Consider the following 26,949-nt stretch of genomic DNA (forward strand, 5'->3'; position numbering starts at 1 on the left):
TTCACCCATGCGACGGAACAAAATTATTCGGATAATCGCAACGTTGATGGCCATGGTCATGCTGATCAGCGTCTTGCCGCTTCACATCGCGGCAGCGGCCGTATCCTCAGCGGGAACGACATCCATTAAGAACGGGTTTATCAAGGTAACAGTGGACAATGCAAGTGGGCGCTTCAGCATTCGTACAGAAGACGGCCAGCCAATCCGCAAAAAGGATAACGGCGTGGATATGATCTTTGGTGGAGATAACCCGGAGACGTCGTTCACGACATTCCGCATCAACGGAACGGATCTGATCTTCGGTAATCCGTACAAAATGGCACCGAACTGGACCTCGGAGGTTACACCTCCGAAGGTCGTTACGGGTAATGACGGTACCCAGAGTCTGGTTACCGTATGGACCGTTCAAGGCATTCGTATTAGCCAAGTGATCACTTTGCTGTTGAAGGAAGACAAGGATCAGGGCGGTAATGCGCGTGTTCAATATGTGGTGGAAAATACGACAAATGCCAAGGTAGAGATCGGGTCACGTGTGTTGCTGGACACATCGGTCGGCGGCAATGATGGCCCAGCCTTCCAGATCGGGCAGAATTATTCCGTTCCACTTACGGTGGAGCGCAAACTGGTTCACGAACCAGAGAAGCTCGGTTATGACAAAAACGTGGACGAGCAGGCGTACAATCTGCATAAGCTGCCACCTTACTGGGTGATGCGGGATAAGCTTGATCTGAGCAACCCGCTGGCGACGAATGTCATTGCCTATGGATTCAACAACCTGTTCGAGGGCGGTATTAACATTGTTGATGAAATGGTGGTAGGCCATTGGGCCAATCTCGCCGGAACGAAATGGGAATATGAACCGGACGAGAATCTTGATTTTACGCAGGATACAAATGATTACGGTACAGCCGATACGGCAGTGGCTTTCTATTGGGAGCCTGATACTGTTCAAGCTGGCGGCCAGCACTCGTATGAACTGGTATACGGCTTGGGCGAGATTGTTTCCCCCGAGAAGGTATTCGATGTTCGTTTCCTTGATCCAACGCAGAAGCTGGAGACGAATGAGGAAGAGACGGGTTACGTGAATGACGGCGTGTTCGAAGTGAACACGGAGATTGAGAACCTGGAGATGTTCAACACCAACCATAGCCAAATCGATGTGACTCTCACACTGGAGAACGGTCTGAGCTTTGTGGATGAGAATGGGAAGGAACTCAATGCAGCGAGCCAGAAGCTTACCTTCCGCAAGGATGTTCCGCCGGAACAAGCTGCACAGGGCATTGAATTCATTCCGTATAAACCGGGCGAGGTCGTCGCAGCCAAATGGCGAGTGAAGGGTACAGGTAAAGCCTGGCCTTCAACGCGCCAGTATATGGTGACGGTGAGCAGCCCGGAGACAGAGAAAAAGCTGGAGACGGCCGCTCAAGAGAGCGAAGGGCTTCCGGAATCGGAAATTCGAGCAATCTATGAATCGTCAAGAGCAGGTTTTATTTTCCTGCCACCGGTTGGCGAATTAAGAGAGACATTGGTCTACGCCATGTCACCGGAGGAAGCGTACAGCAAGGACGAGAAGTACATCACGCTGAACGTGTCCAATATCGCTGCCTACAATGTCGGCAATGAAGCAACGTCTACCGCTGCCAACTTTGACATGTATCTGGTGAACGTGAAGAACGGGGATCGTTACAAAGTGCCGGTGACCCGTTCCGTAACATCCCAGCCACTTGGAAACGGGTTCGCGGGAGATTTGAAGCTGGTATATCGTGGCGGGGAAAAGGTGAAGGCGGACGGCACAACGCTTGAAGTGCTGAACGATGCGTTCTTGCCGCTTGGGGAATATGCCGTGCAAGTGGACTATCGGGACAAGTCAATTCCCGAGCTGGCTGAAGCGCTGAGCTTCAAGACAGACCAGACTTTTGCCATAACCGAGAATGAAGAGAACCGGGTTCGCAAAGCCGGAATTCTCGCTGTATATAAAACTAAACTGGACCTAAATGCAGGTGCTGGTGAGAAAGCGACGTTTGCGAGCGTGCTGCCATGGACGTACGGTAACCTGACGGACGCGCAGTTCAAAACAAAGCTGGATCAGGATCGGGCGAGACTGACTGCTGCCAAGCAGGAAATGGTAGCAGCTTCACGCAAGCTGGACCCTGATCTCGATGTAGCTGGAGCCATCGATGCATCGGCTTCGCCGGTATATGCGGTCCAAACGTTCGAAAATGAAGCAGCATTCGAAACGTTCAAAAAAGGACTTGATGATGATACCGAGCAGGAGGTTGTTCTGGAAGTGCGCGGTAAGATCGTGCAGTCCGGTACGGGTGCAAACGCCCAATATACGGTTCAATCGGATACTGAACCTGCGATTCTCAACAAGAGTGTAGCTTACAGCGGGAAAGACCTCACCATTTCAACGGGGAATTTCCCGCTCGCCAAAGACTTGAGAGCAAATACCGACACGCCGTTCTTGCAAACCCTCTTTGTGGGTGGCGACGGTACCCTAAGCGTGGCGAATAGCGGTTTCGTATTCCATTCCGGCGAATGGACCGTTGATTTCTACAACGGATTCGATAAGTCACTCGGAACGGAATCAAAGCTGACGGATGAAGAGCAGGCATGGGAGGAAGGACGTAATCCGGCAGACCCTACCCTGAATGGAACTCTGACTTGGGCTAACGGTATGCTGGGCGATGCGCTCAATCCTTACCGAAATCTGCTTGTCTCCTATGTGTACTTTAATAAACATACGTTGTTTTCAACACCTACCTTCTCGCTGAACGGCTTTGGGTTGAAACTCAATGACTTCGTACTGCGGCAGGATGGTGTGTCCTTCGGTGGTGCAATGAAGATGTTTATTGTAAATGGAGAAGTAAGCAATGTGATGTTCAACCAATCGGGATTCGTGGGCATCGATTCCTCACTGGCGTTTGAATTGGATAATAGAATCGGTTTGTTCAAACCGGACTCCGAGGATAGCGTAAAAGGCGGTATCAATGTTACACACTATAAAGACCCGAACAAATACGGCATCATGAATTCGTACGGCGTTAACTTCGAGGCTAAACTGGAGAACTTGTTCTCCATTAGTGCAGAGCTTGCCTTTAAACGGGTTCCCGACGGACGGATTATTCCAGACGTGATTGCTTTTGGATCGGACCTTCCAGATCCGGGCATCATGATCAATCCGGCTACCAAAATCTCAAGTATTCGCGGCGCCATCCGTGAACTTGCGATGACGATTGCCGGTGGTACCGAACGCTTGCCCCTGACGCTGGAGGCAGGCATCGACATGGAGCTGGGGCAGAAGCCGGCTGTATTCTCAGGTAGTGTAGACCTTACACTCAAAGCTACCGGCTTCAAAGTGGTGGGCAAACTGGGCTTCGGTGAAGGCAGCAAAGTCATCCCGATGTTGACGGAAGCGCTTGTCCAGACCCAATGGGCCAGCCCGATGTTTATCCGAGCCAGGGCACAGATTGATGTCGGTGGATGGGATATCATCGTGGGCAGCGCCAGCCTGTTTATCGGCGAGAACCTGGAGAAGGGACGAGTTGATTTTGAAGGCATGGTCAGTTCCAAAATACAAATACCAAGTTCAGTGCCGGTTGTCGGCGGTTTAGGATTTGGAACCCGTGCAGGCGTGAATAACGATGAACTGTGGGCAGGGATTTCCTTGTTATTCCTCACCTTGGGCATCAAATATTACTGGGGCGGCGGCATCTCGTTTATGACCGATGGATCGGCATTGGATAACGAGGCACTCGCACACCTGTCGATTAATGATCCAGAGCAGGGTCCGCGCCTGTTACAGATCGGAACGGGAATAGAGACGCTTGCGACCTCATGGGAGAATGAGGAGCCTGAGCGTTACGAGATTCGGTACACCGCCGTTGGAGAAGGCATTGATATGATCGAGGATAGCTCGCAAAACCTCGGCATTGGCGGCATTCGTACGTCCAATGGAGGGAAAACGCATGTGATCCCGATGAGTGGAGTGACAGGGGATGCGCTCCTTGAATTGGAGTATTTTACAACAACCAGACCTACTCTGACTCTGAAGCGTAACGACGGAAGTACGTACGATATCGTGTATGGAGAAGCAACGGATCGGAACGCAACGGCGTTTGAACAGATTATCAAAGCACCTAAAGAGGGTGATCTGAAGAGCGACGGTACAACAGTGACCAAAAAAGAAGAGCTTCAGGGCACCGATATCCGTCGGATCTATGTTGCCATTCCACAGGAAGACGCGAAAACGGGAAGCTGGACACTGACGTCCAGTCAATCGGTCAAGTCCAAGCTGATGAACATTCCGGTACTTCCGGAACTGTCTTCGACGGAACTTGCAGTAGATCCACAGGATGCGGACCAATTCACAGCAACTTGGACCGTGGACAACGCTTCGCCTGGAGATACGGTAGATTTGTATCTGTCTTCGGACCGTTTACAGGCAACACCTACACCGGATGAATCCGTTGATCCAGGGATCATGATTGCCAAAGGCATCGAGATTGAAAGTGCCGATATTGGTGCTGACGGTCGTGCATCCGGCGAGATGACCTTTGACGTGAAGCAGATTGCGTACCTCGGCGGAGCAGACCTTCGTGGTTTGCTGCAACAAGGGACATATTATCTGCGTACGGAACTGAAAACGGACATGGCATTCTCTGTCTTATCTTCACAAGAAGGGTATACGCTCGTAGATCCGTTTGCTCCGAACGCCGTGCCAGAAGTGGAAACGAGAAGCATTGGTAACGGGCAGTTCGAGGTCGCATTCCCGGCGATCACGAAAACAGTAGAAGAAGAAGCGGAGGAGTTCACTTATATTCTGACCGCATCGGACGAGCAAGGACATCTGTATGATCCGTTCGGCGAAGAAGGATACAGTGAATCCGACTTGAAAGCTACGCTCAAGGATGGCAAGTATCATGTGACCGTGGGCGGATGGAATGCACTAGGAACACCTAAGATGGGTGCGGACGGCAAAGTGCTGCGTAATGCAGACGGCACCATTGCCATGGAGGATAAAGAGGTACGCCATTCCGGCCTGGAGCCGGGTAAATCTTATCGTATGGGCGTTACGGTTGCACGCAAACCGGCTTCCGATGAGCAAGCGAATCTTCGTTTATCCACAACGACGTATAGCGGGTCGAAGCTGCTTCCTGCCCCTACAGGGCCAGTGCTTTCGCTCGATAACAAACAAGTGGTCAACAACAAATACGAGGTGGTTACAAGTTCGAATCAGGTGACCGTGAACGTGGCTTCGAATCAGTCGAACGTTGTTGTAGAGGCTTCGACGGACGATGGTTCGCTCGGCACCACTAACCTTGCAACAACAGACAAGCTGAAGTTCAACTTTGAGGTGGATGGTGTATATGCAGTCCAGCTCAAAGCTCGAAATACTAACACAGGGGATACGTCAGTCACGATGCTGTATGTCACGATGGATACGACGGCTCCGATGATCTATCTGGATTCACCTTCACAAAGCGAACGGGTACAGGGAGGTGTTGCGCTCGTACAGGGTACAACGATGACCGATGCCGAAGTGACGGTAACGGATGCCGATAGTGATCAAAAATTGGCACAGTTCAAACCGGACGAGAACGGAGTCTTTAAACATGAGGTGCCGATTGATGTGAACCGCATGAAGACCCGTCTCCGAATTAAAACCGAGGACGCGGCAGGCAATGTGAACTCTGCCGTTGTCGAGGTACTGAACGGCGACTTCAAGCTGCCGCGCAGACTGAAACTGGTTATGCCTGATGAACTTGTTGCCGGTGGAGAACAAGCTGCAGTTCAGACTTATGTGGAGTATACGGATGGGACTCGTGAACTCGCAGATAACGATAGCATCACCTACAGTGTGGTTATGGGTGAAGCGAATGCAGCCGTTCAGGATGATGGTCTTCTCGACGGAAAACGTGTTGGAGCTGCTCTAATCCAGGCCGATTATACATGGCAAGGTACTGAGCTTAGCACGACGGATATCGTCTCCGTTGTTGCACCGAAGACGGGAGCTGCACCACCGGATTACATGGATACGATCAAAGCCTCCACGATCGGGACAGGCAAAAAGGGAGAGACACGTGTCTCGATCAGCGCTGCCGGACACAAAGGCAACATGGTTGGCAGTGAACTGGCATACCGTATTTTCACGGACCAATCGCAAGTGATGCTGCCAACATTTGAACAGGATATCAGCGGATGGAACACGCTGCCTTCCGATAAAGTCATCAAAGCAAAACCAGGCGAGTGGGTTGTCATCGCCAAACGAACAACCAGTGAGCCGAAACTCGCAACAGCATCCTCTGCTGCGGTGAAGGTGAATGAGCGGATCTCTTCAAATGTGGAGCCAAGTGAGCCAAGCTCGGGCGGTAGCAAACCACCCGCATCGAATGTACCTGTTGGTCCGTTGACGGTGGGTGGCGTAGCCATCGATAGTGCCGTTGGAGGTAAAGACATGAAGATACCTCTGGAACTGGATGCAGTGCAGAAGGATGGATTGTTGCTGGTCGATGTTACGCCAGGCGTAAGTGGTCCGACCGTGGTTGCTCATCCTGTTCGAGAAGCGCTGCTTGATGCAGCCGAGCAAGGACAGCGAATTCGTTTGCACGTTGCGGGCCAACTGGAGCAACTACGCTTTGAGCTGGATGCGGATTTGATTAAACAACTCGCTGCCAAAGATATTTCTATGGATCTGGAAAGCGATTGGGGTAGCTACCGTTTGGATTGGAATGCTATCGATCTGAACGCACTCGAAGCAGCTTTCCCGGCGCAAAAGGCCGAGGATATCAAAGTAAGCTTAAATGTAGGTAAACCGGATCAGGCATACGAACGGCTTGCTGCGAAGCTTGCCAGTGAAGGTCGCATGATCCCGAGAGGAACCCCGGTTGGCTTCAACATGACGGCAAGCGATGGTAGCAAGTCAATCGAGATCGATAAGCTTTTGAAAATGACAACCAAAGAACTTTATCTGCCGGTTGGAGAGGACGAACGCTCCGTATCGACCGTGGTCGTTCTTGAAGCGGATGGAAGCTTGCGGCATGTGCCAACCCGCTTCGAAGTGCGGGACGGCCGGATGATTGCCATCGCAAGCAGTATGACCAACAGCGTGTACTTGCCGATCCGATATGACGCTACCTTTAGCGACATGAAGAGTCACTGGGCAAGCGAAGCGGTTCATGATCTGGCATCACGTCTGGTTGTGAATGGCGTGTCGTCTGCTCGCTATGAGCCTTCGCGTAGCATGACTCGGGCAGAGCTTGCTGCACTGATGGTGAGAGCCTTTGGCCTGAAACCAGACACAGGCGCAAGTTCACCATTCGCAGATGTTAAAGCAGCGGATTGGTACAACGATGTGGTGCAAGCAGCAACTGCCTATGGCCTCATGACGGGCTACAGCGGTAATCGTTTCGGACCACAGGATGCCATGACACGTGAGCAAGTGATGGTCATGCTGATCCGTGCATACGAGATGGCAGGACATACTGCACCAGCTGTGAGTAGTGCAGCTTATAGCCTTGACGGTTATACTGATGCATCAACGTTGTCTGATTGGGCCAAAGACAGTGCCGCGCAAGCGGTAAAACTGGGTCTGATTCAAGGTAAATCGGCAACGACACTTGAGCCAAAAGCTCCGGTAACTCGTGCCGAGATGGCGACGCTTGTCCGCAGATTGCTTGTGGAACTGGATTTGCTGTAAATATAAAGAATTTGTTGTTTTTGTAAGCATGATGAACAAGTTTATAGCAACTTAAAATAACTGGAAAAGCCCGAAAGTCATTGCGACTTTCGGGCTTTTTTGCACCTTTTTTATGAGTAGGCTTATAGCTTTGCACATTATTTCATACCCAGCCTGTAAATTCCAGTATGGATGCTTTTGCAGACTGTGCCTCGGTATGGGCCCCTTTGCGCCAGGCTTTGGGCGATTCTCCCATCAGTTTAGCGAAGCAACGGTTAAAGCTGGAGATGGATCGGAAACCGACCTGCTCAGAGATAGACAGAATGGAAGCCTCCGTGCTTTTCAACCGCTTGCATGCCTCTTCGACCCGTGTACTATTCAGAAAATCGAGAGGTGTGGTTCCCATAATTTCATGGAACTTGCGGCGAAAATGCGTTGTACTCAGATGACACAGTTCAGCGAGGTAATCAATGGTCACGGGCATCATATAATTTTTGGTGATAAACTCCAGCACGGGTGAGATGACCAAGTCACCTTGAAGGTCCCTTTCCTGATCCTGCGCTGACCACCTCTCGTTACTCGCATGAACTCGAAGAAGTTCGATATATAGAGACATCAACAAGCCGTACGCGCTCTCCCGATAGTAGGGGGACTGCTGCTTCATTTCTTCTACAATTGATGTTGCTAGCGTATGAATTTTGGGGTGCTGTTCCTTATTCAGAATGCAATTGGTTCCCTGAATGGCCCATAAATTCGGTTCAATATGAGTTTGAGCGGTTTTGAGCGAATGACGGAAGAGTTCTTCCGGTGAAAAAAAGATATAGGCCCACAGGCTGGCGTTATTAGGCGAACTGTATGTGGTATGCGGAAGATAACGAGGAATGAACGTGATGTCGCCTGCTCGAAAAGGCACAGATTCCCCCTTAATCTCCATGATGCCTCCATCCGAATAACAGATGCCAATCTCCATGTGGTTATGGAAATGAAGATGCTCACTTTTGATATCGGATATTCTCCAGCGGTCTCCACTGAGTAACAGGACAGGAAAATCAATGGGCAGACTGTAGTGACGATATTCAATGACAGGTTTCTTCGGTTTGGGCATTTTCGAGGACTCCTATGTATAAATGATTGAAATTGCACAGTTTTGTTGTGAATATGCTTAGATTGAGACTATTTTACTGCGTACAATGGAATAAGTAAAGCGTTTACAAAAATGGACGGACACCTCTCAGGGCGCACTTGGGGGCGTGTGCGGAGGGAGAGGGGAATAACAATGCTTCAAGTGAAATATGACAGAGAACAGATTCTAAACGTAATCGAGAGCGTTACCAAGAAAACACTGGATATGGATCTGACATGGGATTGGCCCGGCGGTGTGGCTTATTATGGCGTATCCAGAGCCTATCAAACGACAGGCAACCAAGAGATTCTGGACAGGCTGGTGAAATGGGCGGACGAATATATCGAGCTGGGTCTGCCGAGCTGGACGGTAAATACATGTGCCATGGGCCATGTGCTCATCACTTTATATGAAGAAACCGGTGATCAGAAGTATTGGGATATTGTCCTCAGCAAAGTCGATTATCTCCAGAACCATGCGCTTCGCTTTGGAGACAATGTGCTTCAGCATACGGTATCCGTTTCCAATGATTTTCCGGAACAAGCTTGGGCGGACACCTTGTTTATGGCGGCATTTTTCCTGCTCCGCGTAGGTAGCAAATTAAAAGATGAGGCCATGATTCAGGATGCGCTGAATCAGTATTACTGGCATATCAAATACCTTCAAGATCCGACCAGCAGTCTGTGGTATCACGGCTATAACAATATCAACAAGGACCATATGTCCGGATTTTACTGGGGAAGAGCGAATGCTTGGGGAGCCTATACGATGTCTCAAGTGAAACCGCAATTGAAAGACTGGTATCTGTATCCGCAGTGTATGGATGTAGAATGTGCACTTCGCGATCAATTAGCAGCTCTCAAACTGGTACAGACCGAGAACGGCTTGTGGCGTACGGTTTTGGATGACGAAGAATCGTATGAAGAGGTGTCAGCCTCCGCTGGTATTGCAGCAGCCATGATCAACAACGGCAATCCACTGCATACGAAATATGTGCAAAAGGCACTGGAAGGCATCCTGAACAATATTAGCGAGGATGGACGTGTGCTTGGTGTATCTGGCGGTACGGCGGTCATGAAGGATCGGGATGGTTATCGCAATATTCCAAAAGACTGGATTCAGGGCTGGGGTCAGGGCCTGGCACTCGCTTTTCTGTCCGATATGTTGAGATAGGGAGGGAACCAAAATGTCCAAACCAACCAAAGGCTCTTTTACACTACCGGGAGAATCTGGTTATGAGGCACTGACGCTGGAACTTGCCGATCGCTGGGGTGCCGATGTAATCCGTGACAGTGACGGTACAAAATTGTCCGATGAGATTATTAATGCCGGATATGGCATCTATTCAACCATTTGCATTATTCGGGATCATAATGAGTGGGCATCCCGTAATCTGGATAAGTTGCAGCAATGTTTTCTCATTACGAATCCGAAGGTCGCTGTTCAAGATTATGTATCGATCTATCTGATGGAGGACTTCTTCGCTGAACAATTCAGGGTGAATGATTCCAAAGAAGCGTTTAAATATTGGCAGGTTTATGATCGAACGACTGGGGAAGAAGTCCCCAAAGGACAGTGGAATTATGAAAGGGAATCTGGCAATGTTGTGATTACTGGCGTTGCTCCTTGGCATAAATACACGGTGAGTTTCATGGTCTATCGGATATGGGAAGAGATCTCCATGTACAATCATACGACGAATAACTGGGACAAAGAGCATCTGATGCAGATTGATCCGATCTATACGGAAACGCAAACGTATCTGCTGGATTGGATGGAAACGTGGTGTCAAAACCATCCGGAAACAACGGTTGTACGTTTTACCTCCCTATTTTATAATTTCGCCTGGATCTGGGGCAGTGATGAGCGGAATCGCCATCTGTTCTCGGATTGGGGTTCATACGATTTCACGGTAAGTTCGAGAGCGCTGGATCTGTTTGCTCAAAAATTTGGGTATTCACTCTCGGCTGAGGACTTTGTGAATGGTGGTAAATATCAGGTCACTCATATGCCTGCGGATCAGCGCAAACTGGACTGGATGGCATTTATCAATGATTTTGTGATTGAATTCGGTAAGAAATTAATTGATATTGTGCACAAGCATGACAAGCTGGCGTATGTCTTCTATGATGACAGTTGGGTAGGCATGGAGCCGTACAACGATCGCTTTGAGGAATTTGGATTCGACGGCATGATCAAATGTGTGTTCTCCGGTTATGAGGCAAGAATGTGCTCAGGTGTTAAGGTCGATACCCATGAGATTCGATTGCATCCATATTTGTTCCCAGTTGGCTTAGGCGGGCTTCCTACCTTCAAGGAGGGCGGAGATCCTACCCTGGATGCCAAGAAATATTGGATTAATATTCGGCGAGCGCTGCTTCGGGAGTCGATCGACCGGATTGGACTGGGTGGATATTTGCATCTGGTTGAGCCTTACCCGGACTTTGTGGACTACATCGAGAAGATTGCCCATGAATTCAGGGAAATGAAAGAGCTGCATCAAGAGGGGAAACCATATCAGATCAAGACAAAGGTAGCCGTTCTGCATAGTTGGGGCAAGTTAAGATCGTGGACCTTGTCCGGTCATTTTCATGAAACGCATATGCATGATCTGATTCATGTGAATGAGGCGTTATCCGGTTTACCAATCGAGGTCCAATTCATTAATTTTGATGATATTCGTCAGGATGTATTGAAGGATGTGGATGTTGTCATTAATGCGGGTTCTGCTGGTTCTGCCTGGAGTGGTGGAGAGCACTGGAACGATCACCAAGGTGTAGACATCCTCACCCAGTGGGTGTATGAGGGCGGTACCTTTATGGGGATCAACCAGCCTTCAGCGGCCCATGGGTACGACAGTTTTTTCAGAATGGCGCATGTGCTTGGGGTAGATGAGGATACAGGTGCAAGAGTCGTTCATGGAAAATGGTCGTATGAGGTTGGGGACGCGCACGGCCTGGTGCCGGAAGGTGCTAATATCGCGTCAAAAGGTAAAGGTAGAATATATCTTACGGATGGGACAGCCAAGGTATTGCACGAGACAGATGGCAACATTACATTGTCCACGCATGCTTTCGGGAAAGGGCAAGGAATCTACTTATCTTCGTTCGAATTCAATTGGGAAAATACGAGATTGCTGCAGAATCTGATTCGTTTTGCCGGGAATGAGGTGGGTGAGGCGAAGTATATTCCGGATAACCTGTATACCGAGTGTGCCTACTACCCTGAGAGCAACATATTGGTTGTGATCAATAATAGCGATCAGGTTCAATCTACGACGATTGATACGGAGCATGGAAAACAAACCGTGGAATTAGATCCGTATGACACGGTGATCACCAAGATTGGCGCAATTAAATCAGTGTAGGAACGGATAGGGGTTCTATTTCATAACGAAAAAAGCTCAAGCCTGCGGCGATCAGCCAATGCTTGAGCTTTAGTTGTATTCAGTGTCTATTAAAGCCTGTATTCCCTACTGGATTGATAAGTTAAATGCGTATTATACAAGAAATTTTATGGAAATGCAAGAGGAAAAAGATTGCTTTTACGTAGGCTATCGTTTATTCTAAAAAAAGGAAGTCTACTATATTTTAATAGGAGGTATGGATGATGGAAAATATGATGATGATGAACATGATGATGAATATGTGCATGGAAGAAATGATGTGCAAAATGAAATCCATGAAGATGATGATGGAATGTATGGAAGACAAGAGCATGATGGAAGGCATGGATATGAATAAAATGATGTCCTGCATGCAAGAGTGCGACGAAATGATGACCACTATGATGGGCATGATGAGCAACATGAAGAAAGCATCCATGTAATTCATTGATTACCAAGTTCGACTTGTAAAGCTGGCGGGCTCTACAACTCTGCAGAACAGTTCACTGTATGCATTCCAAAATAGTAAGCCTTTCAATAGGGCGGGTTGAGCAGACGAACTGCAGACCGGCTTTTTTTCTTATTTATTATTGATATTGAAGAATCTTCCGCGATACATCGATCCGCATCAGCTTTAATTTGAACCATTGCTCCTGCAAGGATTCAGTCTGGTATCCTTCTGAAGCGACTCTTAGCTTGCTGAAAATATCCACCAGTTGCTTGTTGATTCGGTCATAACTTATAAGCAATTCACGGAGCAGGATAGCTTTTCGTTCTTCCTCCAGCAACGCATCCTTCTGATCACGAAGCTTTCTGAGAATATCTTCAGCCCATTCCGAGTCTTCTATTGTACGGGCAAAATTATATAAGTCCAAATAATCGTTAACCCAGGTTTGTGTCAAAGAATCCATGGCGTTATTCACTCCAGTCAGCTACGCTTTTCTATATACCGAGTATTATACCCGGAATAATACAATTTACAAGTGCTGAATGAGAATTTTCTGGATTTTTTTCCGTTGTAGTCTTATACATGCGATTCATGTGATCCATGTTTAATGATATGAATGATTTTGTGCTTAGCGTCTTTGGCTTCAGGAATCGGATACAGCACGAAGACGTGATTCATTTTGGGATATACGAAAGTATTATGCTCAATACCTTGGTCCGTCAGCTTTTTATCAAGCTCCATGTTGTCCGGAAATAAACCTTCATGGGTTCCGATGAAGATGCTAATTTTGCCAAGCCCTTCGAAATCCCCGTAGATTGGACTAATGAGCGGGTCATTCAGCTGTTTATCGGCTGCCCAGATCCGCCGAATCACATCATATCCTTCCAAAGCCAGCATGGGATCTCTGGTCTCATAGTCGAAGATAACTGGATTATCTAAAACCATATCCACACAAGGTGATAATAGAATGATGTCTTTGGGTTGAGGAAGAGAATTCATCTTCAGGTAGTGTGCTAGACTTAGCGAGATATTTCCTCCTGCTGAATCTCCCATAATGGTTAGCTGTAAGGGACTTTTTATGGATGCAATGATATCCCGATACAGATTTAGAAGTTTTGGATACGTATGTTGATAGTTGAAGTGAGGCAATTTGGGATAGATGGGGGCGATTACTTTGGCATTCAGCGCCTGAGCTATATAATCCATGAATTTCCAATGGAAGGACAGCGGTTGATGCGTATGTGCTCCTCCATGAATATAGAGAATAACCCGTTGATCAGGGGAACCCTGGTCATTTAAAGTAAACACCTGCATGTCTTCATAGGAACGCTCCTTGATAGGCGAAGTTAATTTAACTTTACCTAATTGATAGGGCTTAATGTTCTCAACGCCCATGTGCTCCAGATGTTTCTGCGTATGTTCCCGTGTCGATAGATTTTTCTTGCTATCTAATGTTCCGATGTATTTTTCTAATAGATAGCTCGTTACAGAGCGTCTTTTATTATAAATTTGTATGCTCATTTAAGGTTCGTCCTCTCATCATTAAAGGTTGATATGTATAGTATAAAGGTTGAAGTATAGTTCAAGGTCAATGCTGGTATGCAGTAGGTACCAATCCTTATGGTATAGAATAAAACTTATGAGCGCATCTATGTTATGATCTTTATATATTCAAAAGTTTGAATGAAGGGGTATAACGTATGAATCAGAGCATACAACAGTTTAAAGCGGATTTTTTCAAAGCCTTGGCTCACCCCATGCGGATTCAGATTCTGGAGTTGCTGAGTGAAGGGGCGAAGAACGTCAATGAGTTACAAAGTATCCTGGGGTCTGAAGGCTCCGCCGTTTCGCAACAACTGGCTGTATTACGTAGCAAAAATGTTGTGCAGGGTCTGAAGGAAGGGACTACGGTCATATACTCTCTGCGTGATCCTTTGATTAAAGACTTGCTGGAGGTTGCCAAGCAGATTTTTGACAATCATCTGGTCGATGCCATTTCCATGTTGGAAGATATCCGCAAAGAAACATAAACACGCGAAACAAGAGGAACCGGAAGTAAGTTCAGGTAACTTCTTGTTTTTTTGCATGTAATCCACGTTTCAGGTGTGAGCATTTCGATTGACAGGGTGCTCGCAGGGGCGTAGTCTTTTTACTATATTCAAATATTCAAATATATAAAGAAAAGAAGGTTAAGTCAGATGAAATGCATGGGGAGATATGCAGGGTATAATGGTTCTGCTTTTCGGAAGGATCTGTTATCAGGGCTAATTGTAGGTATTATTGCGATTCCACTCGGTATGGCGTTTGCTATCGCTTCCGGGGTAAAACCGGAGTATGGCTTGTATACCACGGTGATCGCAGGGATTCTCATTTCCTTGCTTGGTGGTTCCAAATTCCAGATTGGCGGGCCGACGGGGGCATTCATTCCCATCCTCTTCGCCATTGTGATGCAGTATGGATATGAAAATTTATTGATTGCCGGCATCATGGCCGGAGTGATGCTTGTACTAATGGGGCTGTTTAAGCTTGGGGCGTTAATCAAGTTTATCCCACGACCCGTGACCATTGGATTTACGGCGGGTATTGCCGTCATTATTTTCAGTGGGCAGCTTGCTAATTTTCTGGGACTAAGCGGGATTGAGAAACATGAAGATTTTTGGTCCAATATGAAAGAAATCGGGGCGCATATCTCAACCATTAATATATATAGTTTGCTGACAGCAGGCTGTTGCCTGGCTGTTATTCTGCTTGTGCCGAGATTTGCACCGAAGGTGCCTGCATCACTGGTAGGTCTGGTTCTATCGACGGTAGTCGCAGCGTTGTTTTTTGAAGGGCAGGTGACTACGATCGGATCGTCCTTTGGTGCGATACCAAGCTCCTTGCCTCAATTTCATGTGCCTGAGATGACGTGGGAGCGAATCGTAAACTTGCTGCAACCCGCTTTTGTCATCGCCATGCTGGGGGGAATTGAATCGTTGCTATCCGCTGTTGTGGCCGATGGTATGACCGGAAGTCGCCATAACAGCAATCGGGAGCTTATTGGACAAGGCATTGCTAATATAGTAACGCCGTTATTTGGTGGTATTCCTGCAACAGGAGCGATTGCACGTACGGCAACGAATATTAAATCTGGAGCTGTATCACCATTGTCTGGGGTTATTCATGGTGTAGTAGTCCTACTAGTCATTGTTCTGTTCGCACCCTATGCTTCCCATATTCCACTTGCCAGTATGGCTCCAGTTCTGATGATGGTTGCCTGGAATATGAGTGAACGGAGATCGTTCATGCATGTCATGAAAACCAAAACGAGCGATTCGCTCGTTCTACTCATTACCTTTTTACTGACCGTATTTACTAGTTTAACGACAGCTGTAGAGGTAGGGTTGATTCTGGCTGTCCTTTTATTTGTTAAGCGAATGAGTGAGATGTTGAAGGTTGCCAAAGTACTGCCCGATCCCAATCATAAACATGAGAAAGTCATGGCCCACATGGTCCGTAAAGGACATGATTGTCCACAAATAAGTTTGTATACCATTGAAGGGCCGTTATTCTTTGGTGCAGCAGATTGGTTTGAGAAGTCGGTCATGGATTCGATTCATCGGCGACCAGGTATTTTGCTATTGCGCATGGGCAAGGTGCCCTTTATGGATACGACAGGTGAATCCAACCTGGCCAATATTGTTAAACATATGGAGAGTTCTGGAGGAAGGGTTTTACTTTCAGGCATTCAGGCACAACCGTTGGAGATGCTGAAGAGAACAGGCTTGATTGAACGGATTGGTTCTGAGCATATGTTTGAACATACGGGTGAAGCCATCAATTATGCGTTAGTGCATCTGGATGAACAGAAATGTAGGGGATGCAAACATTTTGCCTTTCGTGAATGTACTGCATTGTCGAGCGATGAATCTATGGGAGTCCAAAGAGTATTTACCCATCGAAATATATATTCTGGAAAATAAATTAAAATTATACTATGTTATAGATTGATAGGTGAAAGGATTACATCGTTCATCAGATGAGAAATAATCATATTAAACCGAAGGAGCAACCATATGTCCATTCAACCGACTGCTTTACGTTCAGTGCTTAACCCTAGGTACCTGGAGTCTGCATTGAGGGATCAGTATGACATGGGAACATGGGAAGAATGTTTATTTTGGCTTAGAGGATTGAATGATACTTACCGGGTTCGCACGTCCAGTGGCATTTATATTCTCCGTATTTACCGCACTGAAATTGCGGAGGCAGATGTGCAGTACGAGTTATCGTTATTGTCTCAACTGAAGAACGTTCTAACATCTGCGGAACATACCGACATTGGAGAATACATCGAGAATAAAGATCATACAGGATATACGGTGTTGGAGGCTGCGGAAGGCAAGCGAGTGGCTGTAATGTTTCGGTATATCGAGGGTACGGAGAACAACCTGGAGGATGAGGAGTCTTGTTACGCCTTTGGCCAGTCTGCTGCTGAATTACATAAGGCTATGGATCAGGTGAACGTGGAGCTGCCACGATATGAGCTGGATCTGAAATTTCTTATTGACGAACCTCTTGAGAGAATTATCAACTACATCGGTGAGAACAACGAAGCAGCAGCATTTCTCCACACGTTTGCCACAACGTTAAAAGAACGAATCGGTGCCGCTTCCAGACAAGGTCTGGACGTTGGTCTGTGCCATGGCGATATGCATGGGAATAACAATGCGTTTCAACAGGAGCATCAGTTCATCCATTACGACTTCGAGTGGGCAGCAAAAAGCTGGCGTGCTTATGATCTGGCCCAAGTGAAGGTGCGAAAGCGACAGTCTGAAGATCGAAAAGCAGCATTATGGAGTGCGCTAATGGCAGGTTACCGTTCAGTCAGAAGCTTCTCTGCTGAAGATGAACAGGCGGTTGATCTCTTTATTGTCGCTCGCCGATTCTGGGTGATGGGTCTGGATGTTGCTTTTATTGAAAGTGATATGGGTGCGCTGGACTATGGTTCGGATTGGCTTAATGATTTTATTGAGGAGTTCCGTTACACAGGTATAGTGTAATAGTTTTGAAGAGAGATTACTCAGATTGAGGTGTGAAATACGAGGGAGAGACTCATCTGCATATATGCAGATGAGTCTCTTTTTTCTGCTATATAGATCAGCCGTATTAAAGTATGAGTGAATAAAATATTTAACTACATTATTTTCGTAAAAAGCCAAAGAATTTAGCTATATTGTGACGATTGTATTAAATATATGTATTTTGAATCAGTTGGAGGTTGATCGATTAATTGACGATGAAGGCGGGCTTTCACTTCGGAATAAGAGAGGGATGGATGACTATTAACAGTTCAGTGAATTTGTATAAGAGAGTCTCAGTCGCACTTTTATGTTTCATTTTAGTTGTCCCTAATGGTTTTTTTGGAAGTCCGTGGATGGGAGTTGCGTCGGCAGCAGGTGCTGTTACCGTAACGTTTAATTCAACAGATAGCAGTGCCTGGGCAGATGGTATCGCCGAAGATGGCGAAGGTGGATCGACGGATATCCCGAATAGAGTTTATCAATTTTACAATATTAGTGATACCAGCGGAACTGTTTTTGGCAAACCACTTTTACTTGCAAACCAACCTCAATATGGTTATTTCCCTTTTCTTACAACTTATGATGTTCAGACTTATGAATCATGGAAAGGTATGGGGATCCAAAAAAGTGATTCTTCGAAATTCCAAATTGATGGACTGAACTATTCCAATTGGGGTGAAGGTCCAATCAATCTGGTTATTGAAGGGTATCGTGATGGAGTGAGGGTTGCGAGTTACCCGTTTACCAATGATGATGTCGTGAATAACTACAATTCTAAACGACTTACTTTAGGTACGGATTTTGATAATGTAGACAAGGTTCTTTTGTATTCAATAGATAGGACCAGTTGGCACGGAATCAATGATATTATCCTGGATGATGCTGTTGTGCTTGGAGTCATCAATGCAGCGGCGCCAACGATTAACACACAGCCGACGAACCAAAATGCTGACGTTGGAGCCAGCAGCCCCGTATTAACAGTAGGAGCAAGCACCAGCGATGGTGGAACCCTAAGCTATCAGTGGTATAGCAATGCGACGAATAGCAATACAGGCGGTACACCGGTTAGTGGAGCAACAAGTTCTACGTATGCCGCACCAACAACAAGTGCAGGAACGACTTACTATTATGCAGTGGTCACCAACACCAACAACAGCGTAAACGGTAGCAAAACAACGACAACTGCCAGTAACGCGGCTCAGGTTACGATCAATGCGCTAGTGAATGCAGCAGCGCCAACGATCAACACACAGCCAACGAACCAAAGCGCTGATGTGGGCACAACCAGCCCAACACTAAGTGTAGCAGCAAGTACAAGTGATGGTGGAACGCTAAGCTACCAGTGGTATAGTAATGCGACGAACAGTAACACAGGTGGCACTCCAGTCAGCGGAGCAACGAGTTCCAGTTTTGCAGCGCCAACGACAAGTGCGGGAACAACCTACTATTATGCGGTAGTGACTAACACCAACAACAGCGTCAATGGTAGCAAAACAACGACAACTGCCAGTAACGTAGCTCAGGTTATAGTCAATGCGCTAGTGAACGCAACAGCACCAACGATTAACACACAGCCGACGAACCAAAGCACTAACGTAGGCGCAAGCAGCCCAACACTGAGTGTAGGAGCAAGCACTGGTGATGGTGGAACGCTAAGTTACCAATGGTACAGCAATGCGACCAACAGTAACACAGGTGGCACCCCAGTCAGCGGAGCAACGAGTTCCAGTTTTGCAGCGCCAACGACAAGTGCGGGAACAACCTACTATTATGCGGTAGTGACTAACACCAACAACAGCGTCAATGGTAGCAAAACAACGACAACTGCCAGTAACGCAGCTCAGGTTATAGTCAATGCGTTAGTGAACGCAGCAGCGCCAACGATTAACACACAGCCGACGAACCAAAGCACTAACGTAGGCGCAAGCAGCCCAACACTGAGTGTAGGAGCAAGCACAAGTGATGGCGGAACGCTAAGCTACCAGTGGTATAGCAATGCTACGAATAGTAACACAGGCGGCACCCCAGTCAGCGGAGCAACAAGCTCTAGCTATACAGCGCCAACGACAAGTGTAGGAACGACTTATTATTATGCGGTGGTCACGAACACGAATAATGGTGTCAATGGCAATAAGACAACGACGACGACCACGAATACAGCTGAGGTTGCGGTAAGCTCTCTAGTGAACGCAACAGCACCAACGATCACAACACAACCGACCAACGAAACAGCTAACGAGGGAGCAAGCAGTCCAACACTGAGTGTAGGAGCAAGCACGAGTGACGCAGGAACGCTGAGCTACCAATGGTATAGCAATGCTACGAACAGTAATACAGGGGGTACGCCAGTCAGTGGAGCAACAAGTTCTGCTTATGCTGCACCCACAACAATTGCAGGAACAACCTACTATTATGCCGTAGTGACGAACACTAACAATGGTGCAAGCGGCAACAAGACAACTACAACGACGACTAATGCAGTTCAAGTGACTGTGAATGCGCTAGTGAATGCAACAGCACCAACGATCACAACACAACCTACCAACGAAACAGCTAACGAGGGAGCGAGCAGCCCGACACTAACTGTGGGAGCAAGTACCAGTGACGGTGGCACACTAAGCTATCAATGGTATAGCAATGCAACAAACAGCAACACAGGTGGTGTGCCAGTCAGTGGAGCAACGAGTTCTATGTATGCTACACCCACAACAAGTGTAGGAACGACTTACTATTATGCGGTGGTCACGAACACCAACAATGGTGTGAGTGGAAGCAAGACGACCACAACGACGACGAATGCAGCTCAAGTTACGATTCAAGCGACACTAACCTACATGGTCCAGGATATTCCGAACCAGAGTGGAGCGGCTCTGATTCAAGGCTATGTGTCAGGGAGTCAAGATACGGCAACCATTACCGTGAAAAATATCGGTACAGGTACATTAGCTAACTTGCAGACTTCATCTGGTGGGGCTCATGGAACAGATTACAACGTTTCACAACCCTTACTGTCTACGCTTCTTGTTGGAGAAACAACGACTTTTACCGTCAAGATCAAGGATAGCTTACCAGCGGGCACATATACTGCAAATATACATGTGTCGGCAGATAATATAGTCGATGAAACGTTCCAATTCGTACAAGCGATTAACTTGCCAGATGCTCCGGCTAATCCACAGAATCTAGTCGCAACACCTGGTAATTTCCAGGTAGAGTTGAACTGGAGTACTGTACCAGGAGCTGCATATTACGATATTTATCTATCCACGGTAACTGGTCAGTTTAGTAGTACTGCAATTACAACTGTTACGGGTGGAAATTATCGTGTTGAGAATCTAACGAATGGAACGACCTATTATTTTATGGTGAAAGCAGGTGGAATTGGTGGTGTAAGTGCCGGATCTAATGAGGTAACTGCAACACCATTATCAGTTGCTTCAGCACCCACGGGAGTAACAGCTATTGCTGGAAATGGGCAGGCTACAGTCAGTTTCAACCCTCCAGCAGATCAAGGTGGAAGTGTAATTACGGGGTATGAAGTAACCGTCTCACCGGGAAACAGCATTGTTACTGGCGTAGGCAGCCCGATCGTCGTTACTGGATTAACGAATGGAACGAGCTACACATTTACCGTGCGGGCCATAAATGCCTCAGGAAAAAGTGAGTCTTCATTACCGTCTAATGCCACCACTCCAGTGGCTCCAACGAGTACAGACGGCAACACCGGAAACAGTGGAGGAAGTACTGGTGGAGGCAATTTAACTCCAGTTCAGCCACCTGGGTCAGGAACTCCAACGCCAACAACATCTGGTAGTTCGGGTGTGGACGTACTTGTTAACGGAAAAGTAGAACGAATCGGAACATCGAAGCTTAGCGAGAGCAATGGTCAGAGTATCAATACAATTACCGTAGATTCTGCGAAACTGGATGAAAAACTGTCCACGGAAGGAGACGGTGCAACGGTTACGATTTTGCTGAATACAACATCTGACGTTGTGATCGGAGAACTTAATGGTCAGATGATCAAAAACATGGAGGATAAAAGAGCGATCTTGAAAATTCAAGCGCCTTTTGCGACCTACACGTTGCCTTCTCAGCAAATTAACATTCAAGCATTGTCCAATCAGTTAGGTCAGTCCATCGACCTGAAAGATATTAAAATTCAGATTGAAATCGCAACGCCTGGAGCTGAGATGTTAAAAGTTGTTGCAGATGCAGCTGAGAAAAATAGATTTACACTGGTTGCCCCTACGCATAATTTTGAAGTACGCGGCACGTATGGAGATCAAACTATTAATATTACAAAATTCAACGTATATGTTGAACGGACAGTCGCAATCCCTGACGGAGTCGATCCCAATCGCATTACAACGGGAGTAGTTATCGAACAGGATGGGTCTGTCAGACATGTACCCACACAGGTCGTGGTTAATGACTCCAAATATTTCGCTAAAGTGAACAGTTTAACCAACAGTACCTACTCTATTGTATGGAATCCTATTGAATTTCATGATGTTCAGAATCACTGGGCGAAATCTGATGTTAACGATATGGGCTCACGTATGGTGATGGAGGGAACAGGGGAGGGTACGTTCACACCGGAAAGAGACATCACACGTGCCGAATTTGCCATGGTATTAGTACGTGGTTTGGGACTGAAGCTGAGTTCATCAGCAGCTACCTTCACCGATGTTGCAAATGATACATGGTACAGTCAAGCAATCACTACAGCATATGACTATCAATTGTTGGAAGGTTTTGAAGATGGAACTTTCCGTCCTGACGACAAGATTACAAGGGAACAAGCGATGACGATTATGGCAAAAGCCATGGTGTTAACGGGTCTTAAAGGGAAACTCTCTGCTGCATCTGAACCGTTGGGGTTAGAGAAATATACCGATACGTCTGAAGTTTCCACTTGGGCATACCGCGGCATGGTAGATAGTGTACAAGCAGGTATTTTTACAGGAAGAAATCAGGGTAAGCTTGCTCCAAAAGCCCTGATTACAAGGGCTGAAGTGGCAGCAATTGCTAAACGTCTGCTTCAAAAATCAGGATTAATCTAATTCGCCTATAATTATTAAAAGTTCCTTGGTTGTATCCGGTAAGGATATGACCAAGGAACTTTTTTATCCATAGAAATAGAGTATGCCCCTTGATATCGAGAGTGATATATGGGTACAGGATTACGGTGCGGCATTTTTTGTGGATGCCGATGTCAACTATGATTGAGTAGATGAAGAAGCAGCTGCAGCCGATGCTGCGGCCGCTGCGGTCAAGGCCGCCTGCTGGGCGATAATAATATTCGTGATACTGGTTGAGATCGCTGTCGTAAGCACACCGTTTCGCAGATTCTCCACATGTTGAATGGCGATCAACGCAGATGAGAACAGGAGCAACTCCTGTTTATCGATCGACCAAGCACCGAAGCCTTTTTGAGTCCGTAACCAGTCATTTGTTTCCGCGACTTCATCAACTAATGAGTCTCTCTCCGAAGGTAGTAGGGAAAGGATGCCGAGAGAGGGTAATGTGTACGTTTTATCCATTCGGAGATCCCTTTTGCGAAAAGCTTCATTTAAGGCAATCACACGAGCACTTGCATCCGAGGTATCATCTCCAAGAACCAGTACCTGTGTTAACGCCTGCACACTGTTTCTGGAGGAGAACTCTGGCTTTAATTCGCCATAAAGTTGTTCCATGCGTGCCACACCAGACTCCACGTCGAGATCGGAGAGGGCTAACATGGCAGCGAAAATGTAGTCATCCTGTCCAGTGAGGAAGCGATGCTCTGCTTTCATGGCGTCATAAAATGATTTAGCCCGCTCCACCGTAGGTTGAAACTGGTCAGGCGATACCTGAGTAGCGATCTGATAGGCGGCAATAACCAGATAATCCGAAGTGCGGAATTTGATTTCTTTCATCAGGTCATAGACATGTAGTGTATCTGCAAGCTTTGTGTTCTCATCCGTTGTAAGGGAGAGCATCGTAGCAATGCTAATGGCAGAATTACCTCTGAATGCAGAGAAGAGTTTGGTGTTTTGCTTGATCAACTCATGGTTTTCACGAATGGCTTCTCCATCGGCTGTTTTATTCTCTGCTGCATAGAGCAGGGCGGCCAGACGATGCATCATCGCATGTTGCCATTTGAACGACTTCTTGATGATCTGGGTGTTGGAAACGAATAGTTCAACTCGTTCTGCATGATGTTGTTGCATAAGTAGACCTCCCGAATGTAGACATTTTCAACAGTTTACTATATAAGTGTATGTTCAAAAAGAGCGGTTTTCTTTACCGCTTATACGCAGACCTCCATTTAAGAAAAATAGGTTGTTTGCTCTTCATTACCCTTTTTTTAAGGGGAGCCACTTCCACAGATAAGAAGGAGTTGTATCAATATAAAAAAAGACCGCAATCAGCGGTCGTAGGTTTGATTTTGATCGATGATACAGGACTGATCTAATTGAAAGAGATCGTGTAGGCTACGTTAGGGTATGCCGTTGTCGAACCTGGAACACGTTCTACGACAGTGATCAGCGTGCCCGGGTTGTAATATGCTGAACCCCCGAAGTAAGTATTGTTGTTTACGATGGCTGTACCCAGATCGAGTGTCGTATTATTGTAGCTCCAATAATAGTGCAGTTGAAGGGTATTGGCTGCGTTTGTCGTAATTTTCACGCTGGTACCGGTCGTTTTGGCGTTAGGAAGAATGTAGGCGTAGCCTTGCCCGGCCGAGAGTGCATTGGAATAGGTGCCTCCATAGATTACGATGGAGGGGTTAGCGGAAGCCGTCAGGCTAAACAGAAGGGAGATGCCTAGAATAAGTGCAAAAAATGTGCTAATGCGTTTTTTCATAGAATGCCCATCCTCTCAAAATAAAGTGTTTTTATAGTTTAACTCGATGTAAACCAAAAACCTTTTCGAAACGGATTGGAGCCCCTCCTTATTCAGTTTATGTTAACGCTAACATTCCTAACGGCTATACTATATACCAATAAAATACAGATGTAAATAGTGGATCAGATTAGATAATTAGCAATATCAAATGAATTAAAGCGATTATTCCCATAGGGTAGATCAATGATCTGGAAAAACCATTTTTAAATTCATTGCGAGGGTGCTTTTCGAAAAAGAAGTGCTATACGGTATGTATGATGAAAAAGATATCCAGTACCCAAAATGTAATGGTTTGATACGAGCTAAAAAGTAGAGAAAGAATGACCGTGTACATAGGTAAATGAATCCAAGTGAAATATCTGTAGGCTTTATCATCTTCCATATCTTTTAACACGATAAATAATTTCCACTCGGACCGCCTGATGGCATCCATTTCGTGAAGCAGGAAGAGAGATAGGTTAAACAAAAATAAGATTAGTAAAAAGTCAGGCATGTGAACCTCCCATTTTTCAATTTTGTATAAGCAGGTCAATAGCGAACAAGTCACATACGGTATTGCGACCAAATATACAATACGTGAGTTGTCCTTCGGGGGTTCCCACAAGAATTGTTGAATGAGCTGACTGCCATATTTATTAAGCGGTTATCCTATTTCTATATGTGTAGTGAATCCGTTTCCTCACATTCCTTGTTGTATTTCTGCCGCACATCTCGTACAATTTGGTGGAGCAATTCTGCATTGCGTTAATGTGAACATGAAAATTAAAGATTACATCAGGAAGCTGTACACAAGAAAAGGGGAGAATCGTTTGGAGTCAAAGCAACTATCTAGAGGGCTAAAGCCCCGCCATGTAGAGCTGATTGCACTCGGAGGTACAATCGGCGTTGGTCTGTTTATGGGATCGGCGAGTACGATCAAATGGGCAGGACCATCCGTGCTGCTGGCCTATTTACTGGCCGGTATCGTTATCTTTTTTGTCATGCGTATTATGGGTGAAATGTTGATTCAGGAGCCGGTAACCGGTTCGTTTGCTACATTTGCTCACAAATATATTAGTCCGCTTGCCGGATTCCTGACCGCCTGGAGCTATTGGTTCCTGTGGGTTACGGTTGGTATGGCGGAAGTTACGGCGATTGGCATCTATGTCGGGTATTGGTTCCCGGATATTCCGCAGTGGCTGCCAGCACTTGCTGGAGTGCTCATCATTGCGGCGGCCAATCTGGCGGCCGTGAAGTTTTATGGGGAATTCGAATTCTGGTTTGCGATGATCAAAGTGACAGCTATTGTGGCGATGATCGTGATCGGAACGGGGCTCATTTTCTTCGGCTGGGGGAATGGGGGGCAGGCCATTGGTCTGTCGAATCTGTTCAGTCATGGTGGCTTCTTCCCTGGAGGTATCAAAGGTTTCCTCTTCGCGCTGTGTATCGTAACGGCTGCGTATCAGGGGGTGGAAATGGTCGGTATTACAGCAGGCGAAGCGGAGAATCCGAAATACACCTTGCGTAAAGCGATCAAAAATATCGTGTGGCGTATTCTTATTTTCTACGTTGGCGCCATATTCGTAATCGTAACCCTGTATCCTTGGAACGAGGTAGGCGAGACGGGCAGTCCGTTTGTACTTACCTTTGCCAAAGTTGGCATTGTGGCTGCTGCGGGAATAATCAACTTTGTGGTGCTCACGGCGGCCATGTCGGGATGTAACAGCGGGATCTACAGTGCGGGACGGATGTTGTACACGCTGGCTGAGAATGGTCAGGCACCTGCCTTTTTCAAAAAGCTGTCCAGAGGCGGGGTTCCCCGCAACAGTATCGTTATAACGATTTCTTTGTTGCTGATCGGGGTTGTGCTGAACTACCTGATGCCGGACTCCAAGCTTTTCCTGTACATCTATAGCGCAAGTGTTCTTCCGGGTATGGTCCCATGGTTCGCGCTGGCGTTCAGTCAGTTCCGATTTAGAAAGCGTTGGGGCAATGAGATGGCCGATCATAACTTTAAGTCCAAATGGTTCCCGATCAGTAATTACATTATCATTGTGTATCTGATCCTCGTCATCATCGGTATGGCGTTTAACCCGGATACGCGCTTACCCCTGATTGTTGGAGCTACGTTCATGGCAATCGTGGTGGCAGGATATTTCGCATTTGGCATCGGAAAAAGACAACGGGTAGATGGCGGCGAAGATCGCTAGTCTAATATTCAAACATCAACTGATATGTAATACTAAACGTGCATTCCTTGAAATGATTGAAGAGCCTGCGGGTGATTCAGCGTCATTCAGGGAGTGCATTTTTTTATTAGAAAAATCCAAACTTGAATCTCCTGTAACTGGAGGTTTTAAGATTGGGATTATAAAGATT

15 protein-coding genes are annotated in these 26,949 nt (G+C 46.7%); 9 read left to right on the forward strand and 6 right to left on the reverse strand.

Annotation, left to right across the window (positions count from 1 at the left end):
* Positions 1-7 precede the first annotated feature (7 nt).
* A complete protein-coding gene (locus tag PAHA3_RS18860; RefSeq protein WP_062836290.1) occupies positions 8-7,699 on the forward strand; it encodes an S-layer homology domain-containing protein in 7,692 nt (2,563 codons plus the stop codon).
* A gap of 142 nt (positions 7,700-7,841) precedes the next feature.
* Here the strand turns inward: PAHA3_RS18860 and PAHA3_RS18865 are convergent, their stop codons facing one another.
* On the reverse strand, positions 7,842-8,783 hold the full coding sequence (locus PAHA3_RS18865; RefSeq protein WP_062836291.1) for an AraC family transcriptional regulator: 942 nt from the start codon (positions 8,781-8,783) through the stop codon (positions 7,842-7,844).
* Between the two features lie 171 nt (positions 8,784-8,954).
* Here PAHA3_RS18865 and PAHA3_RS18870 point away from each other — a divergent pair, with 171 nt between their 5' ends.
* The 3 genes from PAHA3_RS18870 to PAHA3_RS18880 all read left to right on the forward strand — a co-directional run bounded on the left by PAHA3_RS18870 (position 8,955) and on the right by PAHA3_RS18880 (position 12,629).
* Entirely contained in the window at positions 8,955-9,974 is a 1,020-nt protein-coding gene (locus PAHA3_RS18870; RefSeq protein ID WP_062836292.1) for a glycoside hydrolase family 88/105 protein, read from the forward strand.
* Positions 9,975-9,987: 13 nt separating this feature from the next.
* The gene (gnpA, locus tag PAHA3_RS18875; protein ID WP_062836293.1) at positions 9,988-12,168 is read left to right on the forward strand and encodes a 1,3-beta-galactosyl-N-acetylhexosamine phosphorylase; all 2,181 of its coding nucleotides are present in this window, start codon (positions 9,988-9,990) and stop codon (positions 12,166-12,168) included.
* Between the two features lie 242 nt (positions 12,169-12,410).
* Positions 12,411-12,629, forward strand: coding sequence for a hypothetical protein (locus PAHA3_RS18880; protein ID WP_056692804.1), 219 nt, complete (start codon positions 12,411-12,413; stop codon positions 12,627-12,629).
* 144 nt (positions 12,630-12,773) lie between these two features.
* On the opposite strand, the gene PAHA3_RS18885 is transcribed toward PAHA3_RS18880, so the two are convergent.
* Together PAHA3_RS18885 and PAHA3_RS18890 are read right to left on the reverse strand one after the other, a co-directional pair.
* Positions 12,774-13,097: a hypothetical protein gene (locus PAHA3_RS18885; protein WP_062836294.1), complete on the reverse strand. Its 324-nt coding sequence runs from the start codon at positions 13,095-13,097 to the stop codon at positions 12,774-12,776.
* A 113-nt stretch (positions 13,098-13,210) separates the two neighbouring features.
* Positions 13,211-14,155 (reverse strand): alpha/beta hydrolase fold domain-containing protein, encoded by a 945-nt coding sequence (locus PAHA3_RS18890; RefSeq protein WP_062836295.1) that lies wholly within the window; start codon positions 14,153-14,155, stop codon positions 13,211-13,213.
* A gap of 179 nt (positions 14,156-14,334) precedes the next feature.
* Between PAHA3_RS18890 and PAHA3_RS18895 the strand changes: the two genes are divergently transcribed.
* From PAHA3_RS18895 to PAHA3_RS29945, 4 genes are all read left to right on the forward strand, one after another.
* Positions 14,335-14,664 (forward strand): ArsR/SmtB family transcription factor, encoded by a 330-nt coding sequence (locus PAHA3_RS18895; RefSeq protein ID WP_062836296.1) that lies wholly within the window; start codon positions 14,335-14,337, stop codon positions 14,662-14,664.
* A gap of 168 nt (positions 14,665-14,832) precedes the next feature.
* Positions 14,833-16,596, forward strand: a complete 1,764-nt coding sequence (locus PAHA3_RS18900) for a SulP family inorganic anion transporter (RefSeq protein ID WP_062836297.1) — start codon at positions 14,833-14,835, stop codon at positions 16,594-16,596.
* A 93-nt stretch (positions 16,597-16,689) separates the two neighbouring features.
* The gene (locus tag PAHA3_RS18905) at positions 16,690-17,676 is read left to right on the forward strand and encodes a phosphotransferase (RefSeq protein WP_062836298.1); all 987 of its coding nucleotides are present in this window, start codon (positions 16,690-16,692) and stop codon (positions 17,674-17,676) included.
* 374 nt (positions 17,677-18,050) lie between these two features.
* Positions 18,051-22,763 (forward strand): S-layer homology domain-containing protein, encoded by a 4,713-nt coding sequence (locus PAHA3_RS29945; RefSeq protein ID WP_235599506.1) that lies wholly within the window; start codon positions 18,051-18,053, stop codon positions 22,761-22,763.
* Positions 22,764-22,919: 156 nt separating this feature from the next.
* On the opposite strand, the gene PAHA3_RS18915 is transcribed toward PAHA3_RS29945, so the two are convergent.
* From PAHA3_RS18915 to PAHA3_RS31230, 3 genes are all read right to left on the reverse strand, one after another.
* Positions 22,920-23,912 carry a DUF4003 family protein gene (locus PAHA3_RS18915; RefSeq protein WP_062836299.1) on the reverse strand — a complete coding sequence of 331 codons (993 nt, stop codon included), beginning with the start codon at positions 23,910-23,912 and terminating at the stop codon, positions 22,920-22,922.
* A gap of 241 nt (positions 23,913-24,153) precedes the next feature.
* Complete coding sequence (locus PAHA3_RS18920) at positions 24,154-24,549, reverse strand: hypothetical protein (RefSeq protein ID WP_062836300.1); 396 nt, start codon at positions 24,547-24,549, stop codon at positions 24,154-24,156.
* Between the two features lie 283 nt (positions 24,550-24,832).
* Positions 24,833-25,084: a DUF6713 family protein gene (locus PAHA3_RS31230; RefSeq protein WP_371327940.1), complete on the reverse strand. Its 252-nt coding sequence runs from the start codon at positions 25,082-25,084 to the stop codon at positions 24,833-24,835.
* Positions 25,085-25,400: 316 nt separating this feature from the next.
* Between PAHA3_RS31230 and PAHA3_RS18930 the strand changes: the two genes are divergently transcribed.
* Positions 25,401-26,780, forward strand: coding sequence for an amino acid permease (locus tag PAHA3_RS18930; RefSeq protein ID WP_062836338.1), 1,380 nt, complete (start codon positions 25,401-25,403; stop codon positions 26,778-26,780).
* Positions 26,781-26,949: the final 169 nt, after the last annotated feature.

The organism is Paenibacillus amylolyticus (assembly GCF_001570725.1).
Lineage (GTDB): Bacteria > Bacillota > Bacilli > Paenibacillales > Paenibacillaceae > Paenibacillus > Paenibacillus amylolyticus_A.

Excerpts from the sequence above, each read along its gene's own strand:
- PAHA3_RS18860 (WP_062836290.1), top strand. The coding sequence starts at position 8 with ATGCGACGGAACAAAATTATTCGGATAATCGCAACGTTGATGGCCATG.
- PAHA3_RS18865 (WP_062836291.1), bottom strand. The coding sequence starts at position 8,783 with ATGCCCAAACCGAAGAAACCTGTCATTGAATATCGTCACTACAGTCTG.
- PAHA3_RS18870 (WP_062836292.1), top strand. The coding sequence starts at position 8,955 with ATGCTTCAAGTGAAATATGACAGAGAACAGATTCTAAACGTAATCGAG.
- gnpA (WP_062836293.1), top strand. The coding sequence starts at position 9,988 with ATGTCCAAACCAACCAAAGGCTCTTTTACACTACCGGGAGAATCTGGT.
- PAHA3_RS18880 (WP_056692804.1), top strand. The coding sequence starts at position 12,411 with ATGGAAAATATGATGATGATGAACATGATGATGAATATGTGCATGGAA.
- PAHA3_RS18885 (WP_062836294.1), bottom strand. The coding sequence starts at position 13,097 with ATGGATTCTTTGACACAAACCTGGGTTAACGATTATTTGGACTTATAT.
- PAHA3_RS18890 (WP_062836295.1), bottom strand. The coding sequence starts at position 14,155 with ATGAGCATACAAATTTATAATAAAAGACGCTCTGTAACGAGCTATCTA.
- PAHA3_RS18895 (WP_062836296.1), top strand. The coding sequence starts at position 14,335 with ATGAATCAGAGCATACAACAGTTTAAAGCGGATTTTTTCAAAGCCTTG.
- PAHA3_RS18900 (WP_062836297.1), top strand. The coding sequence starts at position 14,833 with ATGAAATGCATGGGGAGATATGCAGGGTATAATGGTTCTGCTTTTCGG.
- PAHA3_RS18905 (WP_062836298.1), top strand. The coding sequence starts at position 16,690 with ATGTCCATTCAACCGACTGCTTTACGTTCAGTGCTTAACCCTAGGTAC.
- PAHA3_RS29945 (WP_235599506.1), top strand. The coding sequence starts at position 18,051 with ATGGGAGTTGCGTCGGCAGCAGGTGCTGTTACCGTAACGTTTAATTCA.
- PAHA3_RS18915 (WP_062836299.1), bottom strand. The coding sequence starts at position 23,912 with ATGCAACAACATCATGCAGAACGAGTTGAACTATTCGTTTCCAACACC.
- PAHA3_RS18920 (WP_062836300.1), bottom strand. The coding sequence starts at position 24,549 with ATGAAAAAACGCATTAGCACATTTTTTGCACTTATTCTAGGCATCTCC.
- PAHA3_RS31230 (WP_371327940.1), bottom strand. The coding sequence starts at position 25,084 with ATGCCTGACTTTTTACTAATCTTATTTTTGTTTAACCTATCTCTCTTC.